This window comes from Acinetobacter sp. GG23, assembly GCF_057766365.1.
In genome coordinates this window covers 510,471-533,278 of record NZ_JBYMDJ010000001.1, presented here as the reverse complement: position 1 = coordinate 533,278, position 22,808 = coordinate 510,471, and the positions used below count along the sequence as shown (strand labels likewise).

Annotated in this window: 21 protein-coding genes and 1 pseudogene; 13 read left to right on the top strand and 9 right to left on the bottom strand. The window is 39.7% G+C overall.

Annotation, left to right across the window (positions count from 1 at the left end; all coding sequences use genetic code 11):
• Positions 1-152: 152 nt before the first annotated feature.
• Both AC3CAU_RS02560 and AC3CAU_RS02555 read right to left on the bottom strand, forming a co-directional pair.
• Positions 153-1,217: an amidohydrolase family protein gene (locus AC3CAU_RS02560; RefSeq protein ID WP_424621144.1), complete on the bottom strand. Its 1,065-nt coding sequence runs from the start codon at positions 1,215-1,217 to the stop codon at positions 153-155.
• A gap of 124 nt (positions 1,218-1,341) precedes the next feature.
• Positions 1,342-1,737, bottom strand: coding sequence for a DUF3144 domain-containing protein (locus tag AC3CAU_RS02555; protein WP_131383413.1), 396 nt, complete (start codon positions 1,735-1,737; stop codon positions 1,342-1,344).
• A gap of 108 nt (positions 1,738-1,845) precedes the next feature.
• Between AC3CAU_RS02555 and AC3CAU_RS02550 the strand changes: the two genes are divergently transcribed.
• Complete coding sequence (locus AC3CAU_RS02550; protein WP_424621146.1) at positions 1,846-2,478, top strand: hypothetical protein; 633 nt, start codon at positions 1,846-1,848, stop codon at positions 2,476-2,478.
• A gap of 33 nt (positions 2,479-2,511) precedes the next feature.
• Here the strand turns inward: AC3CAU_RS02550 and AC3CAU_RS02545 are convergent, their stop codons facing one another.
• Together AC3CAU_RS02545 and AC3CAU_RS02540 are read right to left on the bottom strand one after the other, a co-directional pair.
• A complete protein-coding gene (locus tag AC3CAU_RS02545; protein ID WP_424621148.1) occupies positions 2,512-3,972 on the bottom strand; it encodes a CYTH and CHAD domain-containing protein in 1,461 nt (486 codons plus the stop codon).
• Positions 3,973-4,134: 162 nt separating this feature from the next.
• The gene (locus AC3CAU_RS02540; RefSeq protein ID WP_424621150.1) at positions 4,135-5,595 is read right to left on the bottom strand and encodes a CYTH domain-containing protein; all 1,461 of its coding nucleotides are present in this window, start codon (positions 5,593-5,595) and stop codon (positions 4,135-4,137) included.
• Positions 5,596-5,867: 272 nt separating this feature from the next.
• Between AC3CAU_RS02540 and AC3CAU_RS02535 the strand changes: the two genes are divergently transcribed.
• From AC3CAU_RS02535 to AC3CAU_RS02520, 4 genes are all read left to right on the top strand, one after another.
• Positions 5,868-6,251: an Mpo1-like protein gene (locus AC3CAU_RS02535; protein ID WP_424621152.1), complete on the top strand. Its 384-nt coding sequence runs from the start codon at positions 5,868-5,870 to the stop codon at positions 6,249-6,251.
• Positions 6,252-6,826: 575 nt separating this feature from the next.
• Positions 6,827-7,447 carry a thiamine phosphate synthase gene (gene thiE / locus AC3CAU_RS02530; protein WP_447053271.1) on the top strand — a complete coding sequence of 207 codons (621 nt, stop codon included), beginning with the start codon at positions 6,827-6,829 and terminating at the stop codon, positions 7,445-7,447.
• A 39-nt stretch (positions 7,448-7,486) separates the two neighbouring features.
• On the top strand, positions 7,487-8,788 hold the full coding sequence (hemL, locus tag AC3CAU_RS02525) for a glutamate-1-semialdehyde 2,1-aminomutase (RefSeq protein ID WP_447053270.1): 1,302 nt from the start codon (positions 7,487-7,489) through the stop codon (positions 8,786-8,788).
• 77 nt (positions 8,789-8,865) lie between these two features.
• Entirely contained in the window at positions 8,866-9,285 is a 420-nt protein-coding gene (locus AC3CAU_RS02520) for a GlcG/HbpS family heme-binding protein (RefSeq protein WP_447053269.1), read from the top strand.
• A 348-nt stretch (positions 9,286-9,633) separates the two neighbouring features.
• On the opposite strand, the gene AC3CAU_RS02515 is transcribed toward AC3CAU_RS02520, so the two are convergent.
• Positions 9,634-10,251, bottom strand: a complete 618-nt coding sequence (locus AC3CAU_RS02515) for a trimeric intracellular cation channel family protein (protein WP_424621160.1) — start codon at positions 10,249-10,251, stop codon at positions 9,634-9,636.
• Between the two features lie 164 nt (positions 10,252-10,415).
• On the opposite strand from AC3CAU_RS02515, the pseudogene AC3CAU_RS02510 reads away from it, so the two are divergent.
• From AC3CAU_RS02510 to AC3CAU_RS02490, 5 genes and pseudogenes are all read left to right on the top strand, one after another.
• Positions 10,416-11,126: pseudogene (locus AC3CAU_RS02510) on the top strand (phosphopantetheine-binding protein).
• A gap of 129 nt (positions 11,127-11,255) precedes the next feature.
• Complete coding sequence (locus AC3CAU_RS02505) at positions 11,256-11,900, top strand: RluA family pseudouridine synthase (RefSeq protein WP_131215696.1); 645 nt, start codon at positions 11,256-11,258, stop codon at positions 11,898-11,900.
• A 144-nt stretch (positions 11,901-12,044) separates the two neighbouring features.
• A complete protein-coding gene (gene rapA / locus AC3CAU_RS02500) occupies positions 12,045-14,882 on the top strand; it encodes an RNA polymerase-associated protein RapA (RefSeq protein WP_447053268.1) in 2,838 nt (945 codons plus the stop codon).
• Positions 14,883-15,035: 153 nt separating this feature from the next.
• On the top strand, positions 15,036-15,302 hold the full coding sequence (locus AC3CAU_RS02495) for a PAAR domain-containing protein (protein WP_131215692.1): 267 nt from the start codon (positions 15,036-15,038) through the stop codon (positions 15,300-15,302).
• Between the two features lie 157 nt (positions 15,303-15,459).
• Positions 15,460-16,287 (top strand): alpha/beta fold hydrolase, encoded by an 828-nt coding sequence (locus AC3CAU_RS02490; protein ID WP_447053267.1) that lies wholly within the window; start codon positions 15,460-15,462, stop codon positions 16,285-16,287.
• Positions 16,288-16,339: 52 nt separating this feature from the next.
• Here AC3CAU_RS02490 and fabR read toward each other — a convergent pair whose 3' ends face one another.
• A complete protein-coding gene (fabR, locus tag AC3CAU_RS02485) occupies positions 16,340-17,035 on the bottom strand; it encodes an HTH-type transcriptional repressor FabR (RefSeq protein WP_131215687.1) in 696 nt (231 codons plus the stop codon).
• A 139-nt stretch (positions 17,036-17,174) separates the two neighbouring features.
• Between fabR and AC3CAU_RS02480 the strand changes: the two genes are divergently transcribed.
• Positions 17,175-18,242: a ferredoxin reductase gene (locus AC3CAU_RS02480; RefSeq protein ID WP_131215686.1), complete on the top strand. Its 1,068-nt coding sequence runs from the start codon at positions 17,175-17,177 to the stop codon at positions 18,240-18,242.
• 14 nt (positions 18,243-18,256) lie between these two features.
• Complete coding sequence (locus AC3CAU_RS02475; RefSeq protein ID WP_131215684.1) at positions 18,257-19,351, top strand: fatty acid desaturase family protein; 1,095 nt, start codon at positions 18,257-18,259, stop codon at positions 19,349-19,351.
• A gap of 42 nt (positions 19,352-19,393) precedes the next feature.
• On the opposite strand, the gene AC3CAU_RS02470 is transcribed toward AC3CAU_RS02475, so the two are convergent.
• From AC3CAU_RS02470 to AC3CAU_RS02460, 3 genes are all read right to left on the bottom strand, one after another.
• On the bottom strand, positions 19,394-19,597 hold the full coding sequence (locus AC3CAU_RS02470) for a hypothetical protein (protein ID WP_131215682.1): 204 nt from the start codon (positions 19,595-19,597) through the stop codon (positions 19,394-19,396).
• A gap of 191 nt (positions 19,598-19,788) precedes the next feature.
• Positions 19,789-20,439 carry an HAD-IB family hydrolase gene (locus AC3CAU_RS02465; RefSeq protein ID WP_424620663.1) on the bottom strand — a complete coding sequence of 217 codons (651 nt, stop codon included), beginning with the start codon at positions 20,437-20,439 and terminating at the stop codon, positions 19,789-19,791.
• Positions 20,406-21,614, bottom strand: a complete 1,209-nt coding sequence (locus AC3CAU_RS02460; protein WP_447053266.1) for a DUF1615 family protein — start codon at positions 21,612-21,614, stop codon at positions 20,406-20,408. Before AC3CAU_RS02460 ends, AC3CAU_RS02465 begins: the two co-directional genes overlap by 34 nt.
• 82 nt (positions 21,615-21,696) lie before the next feature.
• Between AC3CAU_RS02460 and dusB the strand changes: the two genes are divergently transcribed.
• Positions 21,697-22,719 (top strand): tRNA dihydrouridine synthase DusB, encoded by a 1,023-nt coding sequence (gene dusB, locus AC3CAU_RS02455; RefSeq protein ID WP_447053265.1) that lies wholly within the window; start codon positions 21,697-21,699, stop codon positions 22,717-22,719.
• Positions 22,720-22,808: the final 89 nt, after the last annotated feature.

Here is a 22,808-nt window from a genome sequence, read left to right as displayed (position 1 = left end):
AAACTTGCAAGATATCGAGTTATATTAAAATCATCGCAGAAACAGTACATTGCAAATGAGATTCTAATTCGAATAATGGTGCAGGACACTCATCTGTATCTAATTTCAGGTAAGACTCATCTTGAATTCAGCTTAGGTAAAGGCGAGGTCTTTTAAAGCCGATAAAACTGCTTTGCATTATGATGAAACACTTGCTCCAATGCATTTGGGTCATAGGCTACAACTGCATCACTAAAGGCATCAATAATATTCACCAATGACGAGCTGACGCAATCCATCGGAAAGTTGGAAGCAAACATCACCCGATATGTGCCAAAACAGTTGAGTACATGGCTAATCAGTGGCATAACTAAATCATATACTTCTTGTTTATTGGCTAGCCGGTCTTGCTTGTGGAATTGATGACCTAAAACAGGCATCAATAAGCCAGACATCTTGGTATAAACATTTGGACATAAGGCAAGTTCGGCAATATCTTCTTGCCAGCGAATAAGAATATTTTCACGGGCTATTTTTGTTAGTCCTGTCAGTGTTCCGACTTGACCGAATAATCCGGCAGGCGTTCCAAAATGATCCAGCACAATCGAGGTTTCAGGGAACTGTTTGGCTAGGGCAATCACGTCACTGAGTTGAGTTGAATAGACCCAGGCATCAAAAGTTAACTTGTTTTCTGCTAGAGCTTCGAACCCTCTGAGAAACTTTTTATTCAAATATAAATGTGGTTCATCCGCCCAGGCATGAATATCTTTATCTTCATGTACTGCCGCCATTTTACGAATGCCTTTAAAACGCGGTGAGGCTTTTTGGTGTAGCTGTAAAATTTTCTTAAAATTACTGTCTCGTGGATCTGCTGTTGCAATAATCCCGCCCAGTTTCACTGTTCCTAGGTTGAAGGGGAGCGATTCAATGAACTTTGTTTCCCCTATAACGCCTTTGCCTTTATTTTTATGCCAACTGGCTTCAACATGCACCACTTGTTCGACCTGATAATGCCCAATATCTTGCATATAGTTTTCAGGTAAATAAGGCGCTGTAATGTGGTGGGTGAGTCCCACCGTTTCAATGAGATCATCGGACTTAATCAGGCGAACGAATTTATCAAGTAAATAAGGATGCTTGCCCAATAACTTAACTGCCAAAGCTGCCGCATGGGGCGTGTTATAGGGATCCCATTGGTGAATATGCGCATCAATAATTGCAAAATCCAGTTGTCGCATGGGGTTGTCCTTAATTCATCGGTTTCTTTTATTAACCTTACTGCAAACTCATCAAGCTTTGAATGACCTTTTATCCAAAAAGTAGCGGTGTAAAAAAAGCCCTTTCGGGCTTTTAATCACATGATCAGTGTTTATGATCATGGTCATGCTTATTGGCATGAAATTCTTCGTTATGACGGAAGCGAAGATAGTTTTCAAACTGTTCGCAATATTCGTCATAGTTGTCTTCGAGCATCATTTGGAACTGCTGCATGATGTAAGACATGACCTGATCTTTGGCATCACGCATTTCATTACCATCTTTAAAGTTGTTGGCAGCTACCCAGGTATTAAAGCGGGCAGTACCAAACAACATTGCAGCACTGACTTGACCGCGCATTTCCGCCGGTTTGACTTGTGAACCTTTTTCAACACGACAAAATTCATTTGCTTGTTTGATAAATTCATCAGCACGTTCAAAAAAAACAGCATTTAACGCTTCTTCTTCGGTGACATCTGTTGCTTCAATCTTTTGAACCATGAACTTTTCCTGCAAAACGATCTAATGGCATATTATAGGCAAAGCCTTGCAGAAACTAAACCTTTGGATTAATCTAAAAATAGCCTAAGTATAAAAATGGATAATCCAATGCAAGATGCTATTGCGGTACAAAGTCTAAAAAGTGACATCGCCTTATTGCGTCAAAATATTTGGCCACCTGTAAATTTGGCCAATGTGGAAGGCCTGCCCATTTATTATGGTTCCCAGTTAGAAGTTGAAGAATATTACCGTCAATGGACGGGCTTGATTGAAAGGGCGCAAGATCTATTTCAACCCTTTATGGAAGATGAAACACTAGATGCGGTTCATTTACCCAGTCATTTAAACTTACCGTTATTTTATTTTCATGTGGATCGCATTCGGATTAATAAAACCCGTGCCAAAGAGTCGAAGACTTTTCGTGGCATCGCCAGCCTGATCGACAAATGTGGACAATATGAGCCAGAGCAAATTCAGGCCATGAGGCTTTGGTTAGACAGTGATGACACCGCTGCCTTGGTTGCACACCGTGAATTTATTGATTTACGTACCTATGTGTTTCAGCATGGGCAAAGTGAATACACACGCACCCGATTTTATGTGAATGGCATTGTGTTAAGTACAGAACCGCATTTTGAACTGGTAGATGCACGAGACAAGCCGCGTAAACAGCGCAATGACAGTTATAGCGATCCATTGGCAGATAACAATACCTGGAAAGTCTTTGGGAAATATCGCTAATCGTGGGTGATATTCACCAGAGTTATCTTGCTCTTACCAGAAAGTGTGGGTTTTAGAATACGTATCTAAATGCTGTTGAGCTTGTTGCAGGGTATATTTTTTTTCACTCGCAATCCAGCCTAAGGCAAACCACACTTTTTGTTTTTGTTTGACTATATTTTGAAACATGTCTTCAGCCACAATTAAATCATTATATTGACCCAAGCTTTCTTGTGCCGGTTTTAAATCTTTCAGATAACGTTTTACATCTTTGCTCGGATAAAGCGAAGCAACAAACTCGATGCAATAACGTAAGCGTTTGACCCGTTTGCGGGTACGATGTTGTGATTCAATATCCAGTTCTAAAAACTGATCGGCATCCTTGCAGATTTGTTGATGCAATTTCTGAAGTTTTTTTGCTATATCTTTTTTTAATCTGGTTTTTTGCTTCTTTGCGCAAGGTTGATGCACGAATTGCAGTAAAGCTAAGATCAAGTTGACGAAGTCTAAAGAACGCAAAGACTCATCAATCGGAACAGTGTTTTCTTTCGCGACATTGGGAAGTTGCACGAAAGGTGCTCCCGCTGCTTCAAGCTGAGGTAACAGCCCTTCGCTTAAAGCATCACGGTCTCGGGTTGAACCAAGTTGGCGAAACAAGGCGGTCAGCTGTTCTTGCCATTCAGGATCGACCTCCGTTGACCAGTCAGCAAAAATGCGTAAGGCACTTCTTAAACGGCGAATCGCGACACGTGTTTGATGTATATGTTCGCTATTGTATTGTTCAGCTGCAATAGCCGTTGCATTCGGCAACAGATGTTGCAAGGCATTGTTGACGATCTGTTTTAATGCCCAATCTGTTGAGCCTTGTTGATTCAGTTGTAGGGGAATGGCAAATTGAGCAGGAAAAATCTCTAAATTTTGTGCCAGTAAATCTCCACGTTGCGCTTTGCTTCTGACATCCAGCCATAAATGATATTGTTTAACCCAAGGTTGAATAAATTTGATTAGGTCTTGGATAGATCCTTGTTTAAGCTCAAATTCAATCTCATAAATTGCTAGAGTTTGATCATCATGACGGATCTGACCGCGATCTAGACTGACTTCAATTTCGGTCTGATTATAATGCACCACATAGACCAGACGTTTTACCTCTGTTTCAAATTGCTTGATTAAATTTTTGGCCTGTTTGCCTAATACCTGTTGCAGCAATTTTTTGGCTTGAGGATTGGATTGATAAATCTCCAGATCTAAAGCAGGATCATCCAACTCTCCTAAATCGTTTTCCAATTCAAAACGTTCTAAATGATGAGCGCTCGGAGCTTTTAGGGTTTGTATCCAGTGTGTGTCTTCAAGGCGTTGACGCAATGAGATTTTTTGCTCAGCTAGGTGCCGTTTTGGCGTGTCGTAGTATTGTGCATATAAAGAAATCGGACGAGCGTTTTTGGACAAGAAGAATTGATAGATTTGTTTTTGATATGACAACGGGATCTGAAATTTTAATTCTACTTCTAGCATGTTAAAACTCCTGACGCTTTACAATCAAAGTAGTGATGACCTTGATTGTAAGCCAGCCTCAATAAAAGAGTAGGAGAGTTTTGCTGAAAAGTTCATACAGCGTATTACAAGATATGTCATAACAATGACTGAAATATCCTGTCATACACTTAATTTCATCTACTATTTAATGAATTTACGACTCACTAAAAATTGTTCTGTCGCTTCAAGTAGATTCTGTGCATAAACTTCTTGCTTGGCAGTCAACCAGCCCAACACGAACCAGTCACTGGCTTCAAGCTCAGTTTGTTGAATATAATCCGCAGAAGATGCCAAAATCTGATATTCACTTGCGGCAAGTTGCGCATCATTTAACGCTTTACTGTATTTCTGCAAATTTTTGACATCATAAATTGAGGTCAAAATAGAGAAGCTAAATTTCAATTCATGAATTTTAGTGGCTAATTTATCCAGACTCTCAAAATCAGTAATCTCTGCACTGGTTAAACTGTCTTGCAATTGCTTATATTGATTTTGCAGTGTGTTTTGCGCAAACCATTTTAAATCGTGAGATTGAGCCTGTTCCTCACTGTCCAAACTAAACATCAATAATTCTAGATAGTGATGCACGTTTTGTGTTGAGCGAACTAAATTAGCCAACTTTTCTTTGGTATACAGAATATCTTTAGTTAAATTTGATGCAGTATTGGGGTTCTGTAAAAAAGCGCCCAAAGTCGTCTGCATATGTTCTAAATGCTGTAAATGATCAAATTGCTGTTTGAATGCTCCAATTTGCATGGCCCATTTATCTGAAACTGACTCATTCCAATCTTTAAATAACGATAACGTTAAATTCAAATGATCTAAGGCAATTTGCGCTTGCTGAATATGTTCTTTTTCAGCAACCACCGCTGAAATAGCGGCAATATTAGGCAGTAAATGCTGTAATTGTTGAGCAATAAGAAGGCGTAAGTTTTTATTGGCTGGATCTTTTTTGCTTAACGTAAATTCTTTAGCTGATTTTGCCGGACTAACTTTTTGAGTCATCGCCAAAAGATTACCGATTTCGGCTTTACTACGAACATCGAGCCAGAGTTGGTATTTTTTAACCCATTCAAAGCTGAAGGCCAACAGGGATTGTACAGAACCTGATTTAAGTTCAAATTCAACTTCATGCATTTCACGCTGTGCAGTTCCGGTACGGACTTCACCCACATCTAAACTCACTTCAATGTCAGTCTCTTGGAACTGAATCACACGAAAGGTGCGTTGAATATCCGTCTCAAATTGTAATTTAAGTAGCTCTTGTGAGTTCTGCAGAGCATTTTTTAAGATTTGCTGCGCTTCAGCATCATGTTCATAAATACTTAAATCAAGCTGTGGCGCCTGTTCAAGCTCACCCAGGTCATAATTATGCTCAAAGCGGTGTAAGTGGCTTTTCCCAGCAGCTTTTAAGGTTTGAATCCAGCGGGTCCCTTCAAGTCGTTGTCTTAAGGCTACACCATGCTGTGAAAGTAAGCGTTTTTCGGTGTCATAATATTTTGCTTTAAGTTGAATAATTTTCGATTTTTTAGGATCTAATGCTTTCAGTAAAGCATTACGTCTTGCTTCAGGAATTTGAAATTTTAATTCAACTTCGACCATGATCTTTCATCCTAATTTTTTGACGTTATTTCAGCAATGAAATGCGTCAGCTTTACGGTACAAATGCGTTATGAAATCTATTCTTTTATAGCGCTAAATTTGTATTCTGAATTTTAAGTCTCCGATTGTAACGAAAATGATTTTTCATGTAAGACTTGACGAAGAAATTCTTAAGTAATTGCTTTTGAAATGAACAAAAACTAATAGCAAACTAAGCTTTTATTTGTATAAAATCTGCGCTAACTTAAATAAAAATACTCTGGATTATGACAATGAATGGACTTGTAAAGCTAAACTTCGAACATCATCGAGAACCTGAATTCGAGCTTCCGATTCAGAACTATCATGAATTTTACCGTTTTTATTTGACTGAGCACCGTAATATCAGCAGTCGCCGTTTGCATGTATTTGGAAGCAGCGTCGGGGTGTATTTCTTTAGCAAGGCCATTCGCCAAAGAAAACCAAAATATTTGGCTTATGGTTTATTGTCCGGCTATGCCTGTGCATGGGTAGGACATTTCATGTTTGAAAAGAATAAACCGGCCAGTTTTAAACAACCCCTATACAGTTTTATTTCAGACTGGCGTATGTTAGCTGATGTGTTACGGGGAAATTTGAGTCTAAGGGATCGTTCAATGGATAAAATTTCAAGTTAATGAATGAAACATTTTTTGTGGACGAAAGTTGCTCTATCAAAAAACCAAATTTTACCTTAAGATAAAATAATACAGAATTTGACCGACTCGTACTTGCAAAAATATAATGAATATTCTATTAATGGTTCTATACTTATTCAATTAATTTCTCGGATTGAATAAAGATGTAATCTTAAGTTTTCCAAGCCTAGAGCGACCTTTCTCTAGGCTTTTTTTATTGATTTATTTTAGTAAGGTGATCGTGGAGGGAAAATAAAGTGACTCTCTAATCCTTTGCTTCCTTAAGCGTGTTTTTCTCACCAAGAATGATACAGTCAGATGGTCGCTCCAAGTTTTATTTTTACATTGTATTGTTGTTTATGGGTATTCTGTAGATTGATTAACCCGTTTAATACCCACATGAGCTGTCACTAAACATAGGTATTTTTTCACTTATTCCGAAAAAAATGCGTTGGTTATATATTTTTAGACTTTTACGAATTTATTGATTTTATCTTCATGAAAATAAGCCGGATACGCTGAATCTTGCTCTTGATATGCCTATAATAGGGCAGTTTTAGTTTTGGCAGTTTGTTATGCGCGGTTTATATCTGATTACCAATGATGACCCTGTAGAGATTTTATTGGCGAAGTTAGAAGGTGCAATGGCGAATGGCGGCATTGCGGTCTTGCAATACCGTCGTAAAAAAGTCGCTAAAGACGATCAACTTTATGAAATCGAGTATATGAAAGCCATGTGTACTGAATACGGTGTGCCTTTCGTGATTAATGATGATCTTGAAATGGCCGTCAAATACGGTGTGGGTGTGCATTTAGGTCAGGATGATGGTTCTATTGTCGAGGCAGTTGCGCGTTTGCCTCAAGGTGTGTTGATCGGTCGCAGCTGTAATAACTCCCTTGATTTGGCTGAACAGGCAATTGCAGAGGGTGCAAATTATGTAGCATTTGGTGCGATCTATGCTACCCACACTAAACCTGAAGCAGGAAACATTGGCTTAGAAACCTTAAAACTGGCCAAAGAAAAACTGAACGTACCCCTCTGTGCGATTGGCGGTTTAACGGTTGAGAACTCCAGCGAAGTCATTGAATCCGGGGCGGATTATTGCGCAGTAATTAGCGATATATTGGGACTTCCTATGCATGCCATTCCTGAGCGGTTAGATGAATGGTCTGCACTTTTTCAAGCTACCGCATAAAATATTTTTGATTGATTTAATTTTTAGTCGAGTGCCTTCATGAGCTTATCTCCAAAGCAAGAACAATTGTTTAAACAAGCCAGCAAACATATTCCAGGTGGGGTGAATTCGCCAGTACGTGCATTTAATGGGGTGGGCGGTACGCCTGTATTTATTGAAAAAGCCAAAGGCGCATATTTGTTCGATGTTGATGGTAAACGCTATGTCGATTACGTAGGTTCATGGGGACCGATGATCTTGGGGCATGCGCATCCGGCAATTATTAAGGCCGTTCAGGATGCTGCGGTTGATGGTTTAAGTTTTGGTGCACCAACCGTACATGAAACTACATTAGCAGATATTATCTGTAAAATTATGCCGTCAATTGAATTGGTTCGCATGACCAACTCAGGTACGGAAGCGACCATGACCGCGATTCGTCTAGCACGCGGTTATACCGGTCGTGACAAGATTGTAAAATTTGAAGGCTGCTACCACGGTCATTCAGACTCACTTTTGGTTAAAGCAGGCTCAGGTATGTTGACCAGTGGTGAAGGTGAGGCGACTTCGGCGGGTGTGCCTGCTGATTTTGCCAAGCATACGCTCACGCTTCCATACAATGATATTGCGACTTTAAAAGAATGCTTCGCGAAATTCGGTTCTGAAATTGCTGGTGTAATCGTTGAGCCTGTGGCAGGAAACATGAACTTGGTGAAACCGATTGAGGGTTTCCTGCAAGCCATTCGTGATGTGTGTGATGAACATGGTTCAGTGTTTATTATTGATGAAGTGATGACTGGCTTTCGTGTCGGTTTGGGTGGCGCACAGGCTCACTATGGCGTAACACCTGATTTAACCACGTTGGGTAAGATCATTGGTGCCGGCTTACCTGTAGGTGCTTTTGGTGGTAAACGCGAAGTGATGGAATGCATCGCGCCATTGGGTAAAGTGTATCAAGCGGGCACATTGTCTGGTAATCCACTGGCGATGCGGGCTGGTATTGAAATGTTCAAACATTTACGTGCCGAAGGCTTCTATGAGAATTTAACTGCACAACTTGCTAAGTTACTTTCAGGCTTAGAAGTAGCTGCGAAAGAAGCAGGTATTCCGTTTAAGACTCAACAAGTTGGCGGTATGTTTGGTTTGTACTTTACCGATCAAGAAGACATCACCAGTTTCGATTCAATGTTGAAATGTGATGTTGCTGCGTTCCGTAAATTTTTCCATGGCATGTTAAGTCGTGGCGTGAACCTTGCACCATCTGCTTTTGAAGCTGGCTTTATTTCAGCTGCGCATAGTGATGAAGATATTGCTTATACGATTCAAGCTGCCAAAGAAACCTTTGCAGAAATGAAAGCTTAATATTTAGAGTTTACATTAGATCAGGCCCGAATTCGTTCGGGCTTTTTTATAGGGATTTTGAAAAGGGAAAAAGACGAATGCAAACCAAACATTATTTGACTTTAAGCGATGCTGAATTTTTATTAAATGAAGCTCATCAATACGCTATTCAAAACAGTTTCAATGTCAGTATTGCTGTCGTAGATGAAACTGGAAATTTGCTGGCGATGAAACGTATGGATGGTACAGCGCCAATGACTGCAAATTTGGTAATCGAAAAAGCTAAATGCTCAGCAATGAGTCGCCGTCCATCTAAGTTATTTGAAGATATTATCAAAGGCGGTCAAATGGGCTTTCTGACCATGGAAAGTTTCTCAGGAATGCTGGAAGGTGGCGAGCCAATTATGTATCAAGGGCAGCTTGTTGGAGCAATGGGTGTGTCAGGCGTGAAATCCTTTGAAGATGCGGAGATTGCTCAACAGGCGATAGAGAAGTTTTTAGCACAGGTGCAAGCATAAAACTTATCTTTAGCTTTTCTAAAACTAGAGGGAGAAATTAAATCTTAGTTAAAATTAAGGCATAACAGGAAAATTGAAGAATGCCTAACATTAGGCATGAGAGATAATCTTTTTTTTGACCTATTGTTTAAATTTAAAGCATTATGGTTAGTGTGTAGAGGGATATTTTAAGTCCAATTTTGGACTTTTCCTATTCACCTACACACGAGATAACCTCGTTTCAAAGCTACCCCAACTGCTTGGGGATTTATGCCATAAGAATATAAATAATGCATTAGGAAAGGTTGTTGAACTTAAATAAACTGCCTCTAATAAAACTAGGATGGTTCGCTTTAGCATTTCTAGAAATTATTTTGATTTTAACCTTATTGTGGGTAAATTTAACCCGTAATACAATGAAATCAGACGAATTAGAGTGCAGGTAATTATTGCAATCCAGATACTATAAGCAGATGAAATAACACCACTTGAACCTAGAACCTCGATTGCAGCGCCTATGATTGCCGCACTTGCATAGATTTCCTTGGTAAATATAATCGGTGTACGTCCACATAAAACATCCCGTAAACACCCACCACCGACCGCACTCATACAGCCCATGATAATTGAAAGTTGTACGCTACCGGTATGTGCATAAGTCTTATTTGCCCCAAATGCGGCAAAAAACCCCAATCCCAAGGCATCAAATAATAAAGAAGCTTTATCTAAAGAAAAAACTATATGTTGAAATAAAATACTTAATAGAAATGCTAGGAAAATTGCAAAGAAATATTCTTCATTAATGAGACCTGAAGGAGGGGTGGCGGAAAGACATAAATCTCGAAGAACACCTCCGCCAATTGCCGTGATCGCCGTTAAGGAGAATATCCCAAAAATGTCATATTTTTTCTGTATACCCAGCATTGCTCCACTTAAGGCGAAAGCAAAAGTTCCAACTAAATCAATATAGTGAAGTAAAATATCCATAGGCTTTAAAAATTATTATATTTCATAAATTTACTGTTTATTTTGTGTGTTGGACAGATTTTTAGAATGTTTTTAATCTTACAGCGTTAATCAAAAACTTATTAACTTATACAATTTAGGCTAGCATACAGCAATGTTGCAATATGCTAAATAGTAGTTTTCCCATGCTGTATCCCATGCCCAAAAAAATTCAACTTGCTCCATCTCAAGCCAAATGGCAGCTTGCTGCTGCACATTCAGTATTAGTACTTGTTGGATTACAAAATTTGCGGATGCTTCAAGGCATACAACACAGCGACCTGATGACTAATCTCATTCAGATCAGCAATAAAGCTAAAGCCTTAGATATTCCGATATTTGATTTGTACGGTGATGATCTGATGCAGGGGATGCAACAACTCGGTGAATATGCATCATCTCATCCACAACTGATTTTTGCTGGGCAGGTCACGCCGATGCTGAAACAGATTTTGCCGCACCTGCAAAGTGTAACTGAACAGATCTGTGTGGTTGATGATGCAATTTTATTGCCGAATCAAGATCAGCATATCCAGTGGATAGAAAATATCTCGGCACAAGGTTTGCACCACATGAATAGTTATAGTTTGGCCCGGCTGTGGGATTTAAGTGCACCGTCAAATTATGTGCTTTCAACCAAGGGGATCATGTTTGCCGTTGCAGAGCAGCTGAATATGGATGCGCTTGAAATTGATCCTTATATCGATTTGAAATAATACGGCCTGGATTCTATCACTATCGTCACTTTGGTCGGAACTTGGCGTGCGCATGGTGCAAATGTGAGGTACGAAGATATTGTAGAGCATGCTTCTTTACATGATTTGGTGGGTTTTATATTGCAATCCGCACGTTCATAACGCGAGATTGAAATAATTTTTGAGCAAAATCGGAAAATCCGTCGCCAATTGTAGTATTGCGCATTGTAATTCTGCGCCAAGCTTTCTATCATTGCCGGCTTGTTTTCGCGATCAGCCTGGGATTGAACATTGAGTAATTTTCTAACCGAACACCTGATACATCGTGACGAAGATTTTATGGTGATCCATAAACCTGCAGGTGTACTCACCGTTCCCGGTAAAACTGAAGATTTACAAGATTGCGTGATCAACAGATTATTAAAAATAGAACCGAAAACTTTACTGATTCATCGTCTGGATCGTGATACTTCAGGTATTCTGGTTTTTGGTCTGACTAAATGGGGGCAAAAAACCATTTCCCGTCAGTTTCAGGAACGCCAAACAGAAAAAACCTATCAGGCCGTCGTTGCCGGACATCTTGACGGAGAAGGCACGGTTGATGTTCCGGTCATTTACGATCCTGAACATCCACCTTTACATATTGCTGCTCCCAATCATAACAAGCCTGCACTTACCCATTGGCAAGCCATCGAACATTTTGAAATTCAAGGGCAGGCGGTAACGCGTGTCAAACTTACTCCCATTACAGGTCGTTCACATCAGCTTCGTGTACATATGCAGTATCTCGGTCATCCGATTGTGGGTGATACCTTGTATGCCACACCAGAGCAGCAACAGTTGATTCCTCGACTGTGCTTGCATGCTGAACACTTGAGTTTTTACCATCCTCAAACAGAGGAACGGGTGGAGTTTTATTATCCTGTTCCTTTTTAAGGTAAAAACTTTTTAATCGTCATCGATTTTGCGCACTTTTTAGTGGGCTTTATGTCAAAATATATTGCTTAAAGACCTATTTTCTTGCTCAAATACTAAACAGGTTTTGATCTTGAAAATAAGTGTCCTCATTTTTAGATAAAGGTGGAAAAATTGCATCAGTTTGCTATTGGTCAGCGTTGGTTATCGGATACAGAAACAGAGCTTGGATTAGGGGTTCTCATTGATGTAGATGAACGATCGGTTAGCATCTTATTCCCGAAGAGTGATGAAACACGTGTTTACGCACGTAACAATGCACCTTTATCACGTATTGTTTTTAATATTAAAGATGAATTGCAGGATCAGGAAGGCACAAAGTGGCTGGTTGAGTCTTTTGAAGACCGTCATGGCGTGGTGCGTTATAACGTAATCCGTACCCTTGAAGATGGCACTGAAGAACGTAAAGCTTTAAACGAAACCCGTGTTGGTGCACATATTCAGCTTTCAAAACCGCTAGACCGTTTGCTGGCCAGTCAGGTGGACTATAAAGAATGGTATGACCTTCGTATTGAAGCCTTGATGATGCAAGCCAATATGAAATCCAGTCCATTACGTGGCATGATTGGGGCACGTGTCGGTCTGATTCCCCATCAGCTGTATATTGCACATGAAGTCGGTCAGCGTTTTGCGCCGCGTGTTTTACTTGCCGATGAAGTAGGTTTGGGTAAAACCATTGAAGCCGGATTGATCATTCACCAGCAGCTTAAAACTGGTCGTTCAGAACGTATTCTGATTTTGGTTCCAGATTCACTGCAATATCAGTGGATGATTGAGATGCGCCGCCGTTTCAATCTTCAGTTCTCATTATTTGATTTAACCCGTACCGCGTCTATTAAAGAACATGATCCAGATTTAAATCCATTCTTGACTGAGCAATGCATTATTGCCAGTGTCGATTTAATGGTCGATCATGATGATTTACGTGAACAAGCATTAGAAGCCGGTTTTGACCTTCTTGTCGTAGATGAAGCGCATCACCTGATGTGGAGCGAAGAAGAAGGCGGGAATGACCGTTACGATCTTGTTGAAGAACTCGCTGAAAAAACCCCGGGCGTGTTATTGCTTACCGCAACACCTGAGCAGCTGGGGGTAGAAAGCCATTTTGCCCGTTTACGTTTACTTGATCCGCAGCGTTTTAGCTCACTCGATCGTTTCCTAGACGAAGAAGAGCAATATCATCACACCGCAAAAATTGCTGAAGTGCTGATGTCAGATTTGCCTTTGGAACCAGCTCATTTAGCTGCGATTGAAGGATTGCTAGGGCATAGCATTCAGGATGAGCCAGAACAGCGTTTCCGTGCCATTCATGAATTGCTGGACCGCCATGGTACAGGCCGTATTTTATTCCGTAATACCCGTGAAGCGATTCAGGGTTTCCCGGGTCGTGACTGTCAGCCTGTTGCTTTACCTGCACCTGCAAACTGGTCGAAAGACGGCAAGCTGCGTGAACAAATGTGGCCTGAAGAAGCACAGCTGGATGGCGCGTGGATGGAGCATGATCCACGTGTGATGTGGCTGATGGAAATGCTGCGTACCGAGCTTAAACATAAAAAAGTATTGCTCATCGCGCGTAGTGGTCCAGTAGTCGAAGCTTTGGAAAATGTACTTCGTTTACATGCCGGTATTCGTACTGCCATGTTCCATGAAGGCATGAGTCTTTTAGAACGTGACCAGGCTGCGGCTTATTTCGCTGAAGATTCTTATGGTGCACAAATTTTACTATGTTCGGAAATTGGTTCAGAAGGACGTAACTTCCAGTTTGCCTCTGACCTCATCCTGTTTGACTTGCCAGCGAATCCAGATGTTTTAGAACAACGTATTGGTCGTTTGGACCGGATTGGTCAGGAAAACCGTATTCAAATTCATGTGCCTTATCTAGCTGGTACAGCGCAAGAGCGTATGTTCCGTTGGTATAACGAAGGTTTAAATATCTTCGGCAATATTTCACCCGCTGCCCAAACGCTGCAAGAAAACTTCATTGCCAAATTAAAAGATTGTTTATTGTCAGATTTAGGGCAACAGTTTGAAGATTTGCTTGAAGAAGTCAGCGTGCAGCGTGAAGCCTTGGAAGCTGAATTGCAGGAAGGGCGTGACCGCTTGCTTGAATACAATTCATGTCGTCCAATTGTGGCGCAAGAAATTGTTCAAGCGCTTGAAGACTATGATGACAACACTACGTTGCCAATGTTTATGAAGCGCTTCATGGCATCGACCAATATCGATTTTGATGAGCAAAGCAATGGTACGGTAATCATTAAGCCAACTGATCAAATGCAGGTTCAAGGTTTGTCTTTAGATGAAGAAGGCATGACTGCGACTTTCTATCGTGATCAGGCACAAGTTCGCGAAGATGCACAGTATTTAACGCTTGAACATCCATTCACTGAAAGTGTGATGGAAATGATTAACACCCAGTCATTTGGTAGCACTAACGTCGCACTGTTAAAATCGAATGCCTTGAAACAGGGTTCTTTATTGTTAGAAGTGTGGTTTAAAGTGGATGTGATTGCACCGAAAGCATTGAATCTACCTTCAAGCTTGCCACAACAGTTAATTCGCGTATTGCTCAGCGAAACAGGACAGGACTTATCTGCCAAGATTGATCCGAGTATTTTAAAACCGTATTTGCATCATTTGGATAGCAATAGCTGTCGTCAGGTGGTGAAAGCCCGCCGTGATGTGATTGAGCAGCGTTATGCACAGGCGCTTGATCTTGCTAAAAAAGCACTGCCAAACTTCAAGCAACAAGCCAAAGAAGTGTATGGCAATAAATGGCAATATGAAATTGACCGTTTAACTTACTTGAAGCAATTTAATCCAAGTATTCGTGAAGACGAAATTGCACGCCTGCAAAAATTTCAATCAGAAGGCATTAGCTTACTTGATGGTTTATCGGTAACACCGGAAGCGATTCAGGTGTTGGTTGTAGTTAAACCGTAATTTCAAAACTTGTTTAAAAAAGCATCTTCGGGTGCTTTTTTATTGCTTAAAATTCTCTAGGTCTTATTTGTGTGAACAATGGAAGATTAGAGCTTGGAATTCATCTCATGCTAAGATGGCGCATAAATTATATAAATAAAATTAGAAAAAATTATGGCTAAATCTTTAGTGACTCTGGGGTCTTCGACCACACATGGCGGCATTGTATCCGAATGCGAAAATACATTTATAATCAATGGAATTGCAGTGCATTTGCATGGGATGAAACATTATTGTCCCCAATGTCACGCAGTGGTGTCTGCAATTGCCAGAGATCGATCTACAATTGTGAAAGGACGGGGAGTGGTTATTGCTGGAGATAAAACGACTTGTGGGGCAACTTTTCTAGGCAATCAATTTCTGGTTATTTCACAGAAATAATGGTAATGCATTGAAAAATATTTTTATAATAAGGCTTCATAATAAAGAAAGACTGACTTTGAAGTCAGCTGATCTACGATTTAATGATTTGAATTAAGCAGACTTTTCCTTAAGCTAGACGACGTTCATACGTTTAATAAAAGAAGAGCTTAACTCCATGCAGGATTCATTATTTAAAAGGACAGCGATTCATTTTACCCATGCCAATGGAATTCCTGCACCAAGTTATCAAAAGTTTTTCGATTGCTTTGAAGATGAGTTTGATTTGAAGTCCATTTCAATGATCGGAATGGATCCTCAATATCCCATTACCCATGATTGGCGTTATTTGGTTGACCAAATTATTAATGATATTGAACAGAAATTTCATGGAAAAAAGGTCATAGGTCTTGGGCATTCTTTTGGTTCATTACTTACCCTCATGAGTGCCTATAAGCGCCCTGATTTATTTTCACAATTGGTGATTATGGATCCGCCTTTTGTGATTGGTGCGAAGTCACCAATGTTTGAAATTGCAAAAAAATTAAAACTTAAGTCAATCGACCGGTTTACACCCGCAGGAATCACCTTGAAACGTACGGATCACTGGGAAAACCGTGAGCAAGCCTATGCTTCAATGCGGCATAATTCATTATTTAAACATTTTGATGAAAGGTGTTTCCAGGATTTTTTAGCCTGTGGTTTGCAACAGGATGTTAAACGTGGGGGAGTGACGTTGGCTGTGCCTAAAATAGTTGAAGCGGAAATTTTTAGAACAGTGCCTGCATGGTGGTGGCGTACCCCAAGAAAAGCCCCAGCTGTGCCTGTACATTTAATGAGTGCGCAGAATAGCCCCTTTTACAAGCAAGGTTTTCCGCAAGCGATGCAAAAGATTTATCGGATTAATTATAGTTTAATGCAAGGCGGACATATGTTTCCATTGGAACAGCCCGAAAAAACAGCTGAACTGGTTAAATCCATTATTGCTCAGCAGAAAAGCATTTAAACAATATTTAAGGATTTAATGAATTAGGGGTAAGTCCTTAAATATTTAAGCATCATCGAATTTGTGCTACATCCAGATGACGTGCACCTTCTAAAATCATGCGAATCATAATCATGGTTTGTTCTGCAATTTCTTTGCGTTCAGTCATGGGCATATCAATTACTGTCGCACCCATATTGAATACCAATTGAGTAATGGCTTTGGCCACAATGTCAGGATGAAATAATTTACTGTGATTAAGACGTTCCAAACGAATCAGATCATCTTTTAATTCTTGTTGAAAATAATTTAACTGGCGCTCGACTGCCAATTTATAGGAAGCAGAACCGGTATAGGCTTCACGAAGTAATAAGCTTAAATTTCCTTCATCTGCATCTAACTGTTCAATGAAGACTTCTACTGAACTGCGAATAATACTGCTTTGTTTGGACGCTTTTAGGCGTGCCTGATGCAAAATTTGACGTAATACATTCCCTGAACGATCAATCAATTCAATTGCAAGTTCATCTATATCTTTGAAATGTCTGTAAAAGCTGTTAGGTGCAATTCCCGCTTCACGGGCAACTTCACGCAGGCTTAAGGATGAAATACTTTTTTGAGGACCAATTAAATTAAGTGCAGCTTGAAACAGTTCTTCTTTAGTAATTGTTGCTTTTCGACCAACCGTACGGACTATAACTAGCTCATGAGCAAGACCTTGTGTAGCAGTTATGACATCAACATTTTTTTTGATTGAAGACTGATTCATATTTTTCAAAGGATTAGAGATACTCAGCCATTATAGCGGTTGCTAGCTCACTTGGGAAATGAATAGAAACAATACGAATATATATACAAATATATATACATGTGTATAATAATTAAAATTCAATCGCGTGGTGCTTACTGTGCATGTGTTAGAAAAAACCAAATCTCCCTTGGTTTCTCTTGCTGAAACGGTTATTGATCAGCATGCAGCAAACTTTTGGCTGCAAAAATTTAACTCGCTTTGGTCAGTTAACCAGGCGTTAGGCAAAATTGTTCAAAAAGAAAATTCTGCTCAAAATATGGTGAGTCTCACCATTCAGTTCAATCGTCATTTTGAGGTTGGACAAGCTGGGCAGCATCATCCGATCTTTGTAGAAGTTGATGGCATTCGCTATGAACGCAGCTATAGTTTGACGCAACTTGATTCACAACGTGTTTTGTTGACGGTGAAAAAAGTCGATCAAGGTAAAGTCAGCTCTTGGTTGGTTGAACAGTCGAAAGTCGGCGATATCCTTGAATTTGGACAGCCTTATGGCGATATGCTGTTATCTGAACAGGCTCAAGCGATAGTCTTGCTTGCTGCGGGTAGTGGTATTACACCAATGCTAAGTTTACTCGAAGCACTGTCTAAAACAGATCGCATAATTCAAGCACCTATTCAGTTGTTGTATTGGGTTAGAGAATATGCAGATGTCGCTTTCAAAGCACGTTTTGAACAGCTTGCTGCACAATATCCAAATTTCTCATTTCAGGTTTTTTATACCCAAGAAGCCGATGCCGGTGAGCGTCTAAATCAGGCGCATGCTGCATTAGTAGAAAATATTGAAAATAGCGTGGTGTATGCGTGTGGTCCATCTGGATTTGTCGCGCAGGCTGAACAGTTATTTGCACATGCGCAAAGTTTTAAAAGTGAAGCTTTCAGCATGACACCTGTCGAAAATTCTGAAACTGGCTTTGTGAATGTAACCTTATTGAAGTCGAAAAAAGTGCTTGCTATTCCAAAGGGCCAGTCAATTTTAGCCAGCCTTGAACAGCAGAACATAAAACCTGCCCATGGTTGCCGTATGGGGATCTGTAATAAATGTGTCTGCAATAAAGTTGAAGGTTCAACCAAGAACTTGGTGAATGGCGGACAAAATTCAGAACCCGGTAATGTATTAAAAATTTGTATCAATTCAGCACAGTCTGATCTTGTTATTGATTTATAAGTGAGTCAAATATAATGAATATGCCCGTAAAAATAGAATATTTTAAAAATCCTAAAAATGGTGAACTTACTCAATCTCAGTTAGATGGACTGGCACGTGAGTTGGATGCCATTAAACAAGAAGTGTTAAATGATATTGGTGAAAAGGACGCGAAATATATTCGCCGTGTTTATTCAACCATTCGTTATTCATCAATCGCGGGTCGTGCCTGTTTGTTTGCAGGTTGGTTTCCGCCAGCCTGGCTTTTAGGTACAGCTTTACTTGGTTTTTCTAAAATTATGGAAAACATGGAACTCGGTCATAATGTCATGCATGGTCAATATGACTGGATGAATGATCCAAAATTCCATGGTCCAAGTTATGAGTGGGATATTGTTGGTACAGCGGATAACTGGCGTCAAACCCATAACTATAAACATCATACCTATACCAATATTAAGGGTATGGATGATGATATCGGTTATGGATTGCTTCGACTTTTCCCGGAACAACGTTGGAAATCCGGCTATCTTTTACAACCGATTTATGCAATTCCATTTTGCTTATTGTTTCAATGGGGCGTAGCGATTCAAAATCTTGAAATTGGTAAAGTCTTGAAAGGGCGCAAAACAAAAGAACAATTGAAACAAGAATGGCGTCCGATGCAGCGCAAAATCACTAAACAATTGTTTAAAGATTATGTGTTCTTTCCACTTATTGCTGGTCCGGCAGCTTTACCTGTTTTAGCTGGTAACCTGGTAGCGAATGGTATGCGTAATATTTGGACTTTTAGTATTATTTTCTGTGGTCACTTCACTAAAGATGTCGAAGTCTTCCCGAAATCTGTACTTCAAAATGAAAGTCGCGGGCATTGGTATATGCGTCAGATCCGTGGTTCATCGAATTTAACCGGTTCAGAAGCCTTTCATATTTTAACCGGCCACTTGAGTCATCAAATCGAACATCATTTATATCCTGATGTCCCGGCACGTCGTTATCGTAAAATGGCGCCGAAAGTGCAAGCGGTATGTGAAAAATATGGCTTAAATTATAATAATGCCAGCCTTATCAAGCAGTATGGCAGCGTAATTAAACGTATTGCTAAATACGCTTTTCCATTCAAGAAATAAATAAAAGCGGATATAAAAAACCACTTCAATTGAAGTGGTTTTTTAATGATGGATATGTGCACGTAAGGTTTTAATTAAATTCATGTAATTACCTTTTTTTGCAGTCCTTAGCACATTCTCAATTTCTTGCTCACTCCACTGCTGTTTGCTGGCATGTCCGGTAAACAAGGCTAACAAGGCCATTGGATTTTCGCCAAAGCGTATCTGTAGGCCATTTAATAATTTTGGTGGGTTAAATAAATTCATGAAATAAATACCCTGATTTATGAATTATCATTTGTTTATAAGAATAAATTATCTTAAAAAAATCAGAGTTGTTATTTTGTTAAACTATGTTTTATATTGCAAAAACATTGCTTTAGTTTTACTTTTTATTAAATTTTCTTCATCTTATTGACTCGCAAGATAATCTACATGAGTTAAAAAATTTATATTTTTTAAATTGCAATTTGAATATTTGTAGGTAATTGAGGGAGGGTTTTATCTACGCCGACCATATAGCGATGATCAGCTAGCTCCAACATTTCTCTATCTTCAATGCTATTTCCATAGGCATAAATTACAGAATAGTAGTGTAAAGAATACTTCTCTAAAATACGCTGCCTTTTTTGTTCCGAACTACAATCTGGAGTCGTGTATTTTCCAGTATATGTATTATTTATTTGTTCAGTCTGGGTGCAAATTAAATTAATACTCAATAAGCTACAAATAGGTTGCAGATAAACATCAACTGATGCAGAAACCAGTACAACTTCATCGCCTAAAGCTTGGTGCTGTTTAAGTTGTTTCAGCAAGGACGGATTTAACTGGGATAATAAATTATTGGCATATTCTTGAGCAATTTGCTGTAATTCTAAAGCATCTGCATTGCTGAACATTGCGCGAAATAATTTAGATCGCATGGCATGTGCGGGGTAAGCATTTAAATAATAGGCCTGAATCCAAGGCAGGATTTTAATGCCTTGTTTAATGATATGGCGTCTAGATAAAGCATAGAAGATAAACCCCGTGAAACTGTCTTTTTTACACAGGGTTCCATCAAAATCGAAGAGCGCTAAATTTTTATTCTTTTTGCTCGTTGCATACATGATTGATATCTTCCATTTACGCGTGTGGCAAACCAGTTGGTATTATATTCACGGCTTAGTTTAGGACCAGAAATGACTACTTCAGGCATAATCGCATACATAGGATCTTTGCCTGTTTTTTCATGGTAAAGCTTGGTTACAGCACGATAGGTCGCAGTATCTTCAAAACTTTTATTTTTCTCTTTTTTCAAGTCAGAACGAATTTGTCGTGGTGTGACTAATATATTGTTGGCTGCAAAAACACTGGTCAATTCGCGTTCAGACTGGCTAGCAGCAGAACGGATTGAACCCTCTTTAGTGTAAAGCAATAAGTCACCATCCAAGTCTAGCTCAGCTACTGTTAAATCATTCAGCATGCTTTGAAAGGCTGCATTGCGACTTGAATACATGCCCGAGTTATAATCTGCAAAACGATATATGGCTTTGTCGTAATCGGCAGGATACATCATTAAACGGTGAATCCCGTAATACAAACCACCATATTGACTATATAAGTCGGTACGTAATTCGGCACTATTGCCACCTTGACGTTTATGATCTTTAGCATAACCAATATGAACTTGCATTGAGCCCAATGTCGTAATTGGATTTAATTTTTCACTAATATCCTGTCCAACTAGTTTAGCAGCACCTGTTAGTGCGCTGACATGATAATGCTTTGACATATAGGAAAAAATTTCACGATATAATTCATCTAATTCTCGTTCGGTTTTTACCCGACGCATTTGGCTTAAATAGTTATCTTCAGGGCTTGGCTGATTTTTTAAGACTTCCTGGAAATAGCCTGCAACTGTTCCGCCAATCGCATCACCTAATTTATCTTTAAATTTTTCATCTAAACGGTCTTGAACTTCTTTGACTGCTTTTTGACCTAAACCGGGAACTTGCGGATCTGCGACAAAGTTAGACTCTTGATCGACGACCGCCACAATACTGCAAATATTTTCCTTGGTTTGAGGAATGTCGAGCTGGTCTGTAATACTGTAAATATCTTTGGCCCATGAACTGCGATCATTGACACGTGTTGGAATAAGACGCTTGATTTGATCTTCTTCTAAAGTTGGTTCGTTATTTTTTGACCACCAGGAATTATCTCCACATGCCACTAAACTAAGAGACAAAGCCAGGATACTCAAGGATTTAACAGGAGAAGAAAGAAAATGAGTTTTTTTCATAATGATGAAAACATATTCCAAAAGGATGAGCCAATACAGCAGATGCAGTATACTATGCCGGTCGAAAAAGTGATGAATTTATATGTATATTGGTCCATATCAGCTGTCAAATAATTTAATTGTTGCTCCGATGGCAGGTGTTACGGATCGTCCATTTCGGACGTTATGTAAGTATTTTGGCGCAGGACATGCCGTTAGTGAAATGATGACCTCAGACCAGACCTTACGCATGAGTAAGAAAAGTTTGTACCGTGCCAATTTTGATGGTGAACTTGCGCCGATATCTGCACAAATTGCAGGTTCCGACCCATTCGATCTTGCCGAAGCGGCACGTTATCAAGTCGCGAATGGCGCACAGATTGTTGATATCAATATGGGCTGTCCCGCTAAAAAAGTCTGTAATAAACTGGCAGGCTCTGCATTATTAAAAGATGAAGATCTGGTTGCACGTATATTAGATACGGTGGTGGCTGCTGTGGATGTACCAGTGACTTTAAAAACCCGTTTAGGTTACTTAAATGGTCATGAAAATATTATGCGGGTTGCCAAACGTGCCGAAGAAGCGGGTATAGCCGCATTGGCATTGCATGGTCGGACCCGCGAAGATATGTATTTGAATACTGCACGCTATAGTTTGATCAAAGAAGTCAAACAGATGTTGAATATTCCCGTGATTGCCAATGGTGATATCGATAGTCCTGAAAAAGCCAAATATGTACTCGATTACACGGGTGCAGATGCCTTGATGATTGGACGTGCTGCACAAGGTCGTCCCTGGATTTTCCGTGAAATTTCCCACTATTTAGCCACTGGAAAACATTTAGCTGCACCGAATATTCAGGAAGTGAAAGAGGTACTGTTAGGACATTTATCTGAACTGTATGAGTTTTATGGAGAATATTCGGGTTGCCGGATTTCACGTAAACATATTGCTTGGTATACCAAAGGCTTGCGTTCAAGTAATGAGTTTCGTCAGAACATGTATAAAGTTGAAAGTACGGCTGAACAGTTCAATGTAGTTGAAGACTATTTTAATCAGTTACTCGCTCAAGGTGAAATTATGAGTGATGTACAAATTGAACAGGTCAATCTGCTGCAACCCTGATGTAATCAATACTGATAGAAAAAAATCAAGGTATTGTTGTGAAGACAGTACCTTTTTTTCTTTTGTGTCATGTTCTCTCAACATATCGG